This is a genomic window from Streptomyces sp. WAC04114 (assembly GCF_019733245.1).
Taxonomy (GTDB): Bacteria; Actinomycetota; Actinomycetes; order Streptomycetales; family Streptomycetaceae; genus Streptomyces; species Streptomyces massasporeus_A.
Window position 1 is genome coordinate 1 of sequence record NZ_JAIGQA010000347.1, and the last position, 2,184, is coordinate 2,184.

Below are 2,184 nucleotides of genomic sequence, written 5' to 3' on the forward strand. Positions count from 1 at the left end.
CCAGGATGTTCGGCCAGAGCATGCGGGGGTCGAGGCCCCCGCTCCCGCTGCCTCGGGCGGCGGCGGTGGCCTCGACCCCCGCATGCTCTGGCCGAACATCCTGGAGGCGGTCAAGAACCGCCGCCGCTTCACCTGGATCCTGCTCAGCCAGAACGCCCAGGTGGCCGGCTTCGACGGCACGACCCTCCAGCTCGGCTTCGTCAACGCGGGCGCGCGGGACAACTTCCTGAGCAGCGGCAGCGAGGACGTACTGCGGCAGGCGCTGGGCGAGCAGTTCAACGTGCAGTGGAAGATCGAGGCGATCGTCGACCCCTCGGGCGGCTCCGCGCCCCCGGCGCCGGGCGGCCCCTCCGGGTTCGGAGGCGGCGGTGGCGGCTACAACAGCGGTGGTGGCGGCGGGTACAACGCGGGCGGCGGTACGGCCACGGCCCAGCGGCCGGCCCCGCCCCAGTCGGCGCCCCCGGCCGCTTCCACCCAGCAGTCGAGCAGCCCCGCGCCGGCCTCCACTCCGGCCCCGGCACCGACCGCTTCCGTCCCCCAGCCCTCCGCCCCACCGCCGCGCCACGTCTCGGTCGAGGAGGACATCCCCGAGGACGACGACCCCGACCTGGACGAGTCGGCCCTCTCCGGCCAGGAGCTGATCGTCCGGGAGCTGGGGGCGACGGTGGTTGAGGAGTTCACGAACGAGTAGCCGGACCTCGCCGAGCGGCTGGAGGAACACGGGGTTCGGGGACCTGCCGCCCGAGGAACACGCGGTCCGGTGACACGCGCCCCGAGGAGCACGACCCCCGAGGAGCACGACCCCGCCTTGGAGGAACATCCAGCTCAAGATCCCCCCTCCCTTCGGAAGCCCGCACAAAGGGAACCCGGCGTCTCCCGTTAGGCTGACCCCCGTGAAGGTCCTCGTCATCGGCAGCGGCGCCCGCGAACACGCCCTGTGCCACTCCCTGTCCCACGACCCCGATGTCACCGCGCTGTACTGCGCGCCCGGCAACGCCGGCATCGCCGAGGTCGCCGAGCTGCACCAGGTCGACGCCTCGGACGGCGCCGCGGTCACCGAGCTGGCCACCCGCCTCGGCGCGGAGCTCGTGGTCGTCGGCCCGGAGGCCCCGCTCGTCGCCGGTGTCGCCGACGCCGTGCGCGACGCGGGCATCCCCGTCTTCGGCCCGTCCGGGCAGGCCGCGCAGCTCGAGGGCTCCAAGGCCTTCGCGAAGGACGTCATGGCGGCGGCCGAGGTGCCCACGGCCCGCTCGTACGTCTGCACGACGCCGGAAGAGGCCGACGCGGCCCTCGACGCCTTCGGCGCTCCGTACGTCGTGAAGGACGACGGGCTCGCCGCCGGCAAGGGCGTCGTCGTCACCGACGACCTCGAAGCGGCCCGGGCCCACGCGGCGGCCTGCGAGCGCGTGGTCATCGAGGAGTACCTCGACGGCCCCGAGGTCTCCCTGTTCGCCGTCACCGACGGCGAGACGGTCGTGCCCCTCCAGCCCGCCCAGGACTTCAAGCGCGCCCTGGACGGCGACGAGGGTCCCAACACCGGCGGTATGGGCGCGTACTCCCCGCTGCCGTGGGCCGACCCGAAGCTGGTCGACGAGGTGATGCAGACCGTGCTGCAGCCGACCGTGGACGAGATGCAGCGGCGCGGCACGCCCTTCTCCGGCCTGCTCTACGCCGGCCTCGCGATCACCTCCCGCGGTGTCCGCGTGATCGAGTTCAACGCCCGGTTCGGCGACCCCGAGACCCAGGTCGTGCTGGCCCGGCTGAAGACGCCGCTGGCCGGCCTGCTGATGGCCGCCGCCACCGGCAACCTCGCCCACCTGGAGCCGCTGCGCTGGAGCGACGACGCGGCCGTGACCGTGGTCGTCGCCTCGCACAACTACCCCGGCACCCCGCGCACCGGCGACCCGATCACCGGACTCGACGAGGTCGCCGCCCAGGACGCCCCGCACGCGTACGTGCTGCATGCCGGCACCCGGCAGGAGGGCGACGCCGTGGTCAGCGCGGGCGGCCGCGTCCTGTCCGTGACGGCCACCGGCAAGGACCTCACCGAGGCCCGCGACCGCGCCTACACGGCCGTCGGCCGCATCCGCCTCGACGGCTCCCAGCACCGCACGGACATCGCCGCGAAGGCGGCGGGAGCGTAGGGCCCCGGTCAGCCGGAAAGGGCATCGGTCACTCGATGGA

General features: G+C 74.0%; 1 protein-coding gene and 1 pseudogene. Both read left to right on the forward strand.

What is annotated here, in order from left to right; all coding sequences use genetic code 11:
- Positions 1 to 691: pseudogene (locus tag K4G64_RS39045) on the forward strand (DNA polymerase III subunit gamma and tau); the annotation flags it as partial.
- A 202-nt stretch (positions 692 to 893) separates the two neighbouring features.
- On the forward strand, positions 894 to 2,144 hold the full coding sequence (purD, locus tag K4G64_RS39050; protein WP_221760585.1) for a phosphoribosylamine--glycine ligase: 1,251 nt from the start codon (positions 894 to 896) through the stop codon (positions 2,142 to 2,144).
- Positions 2,145 to 2,184 lie beyond the last annotated feature (40 nt).